We start from the raw sequence: 422 nt of genomic DNA on the forward strand, positions 1-422 counted from the left end.
ACTACAACTGGCACAGCGGCAAGGCCGAGAAGTGCACCTTCTGCTATCCGCGCATCGAGGCCGGCCAGCCGACCGTGTGCTCGGAGACCTGCGTCGGCCGCATCCGCTACCTGGGCGTCATGCTGTACGACGCCGACCAGATCGAACGCGCCGCCGCCGTGGGCGACGAGCAGGACCTGTATGAGTCGCAGCTGGGCCTGTTCCTGGACCCGCATTCGCCCGAGGTGATCGCCGCGGCGCGTGAACAGGGCATTCCCGAATCGTGGCTGGAGGCCGCGCGCCAGTCGCCGGTCTACAAGATGGCGGTGCAATGGCGAGTCGCCTTCCCGCTGCATCCGGAATACCGCACGCTGCCGATGGTCTGGTACATCCCGCCGCTGTCGCCGATCCAGACCGCCGCCGAGGCCGGCAAGATGCCGCAG

Annotated in this window: 1 protein-coding gene; it reads left to right on the forward strand. The window is 68.0% G+C overall.

Annotation, left to right across the window (positions count from 1 at the left end; translation table 11 throughout):
• The coding region (locus SB751_RS28305; protein WP_410748825.1) for a 4Fe-4S dicluster domain-containing protein at window positions 1-422 on the forward strand (422 nt) is incomplete at both ends.

This window comes from Cupriavidus sp. SIMBA_020 (genome assembly GCF_046535395.1).
In the GTDB taxonomy this organism is placed as follows: domain Bacteria; phylum Pseudomonadota; class Gammaproteobacteria; order Burkholderiales; family Burkholderiaceae; genus Cupriavidus; species Cupriavidus campinensis.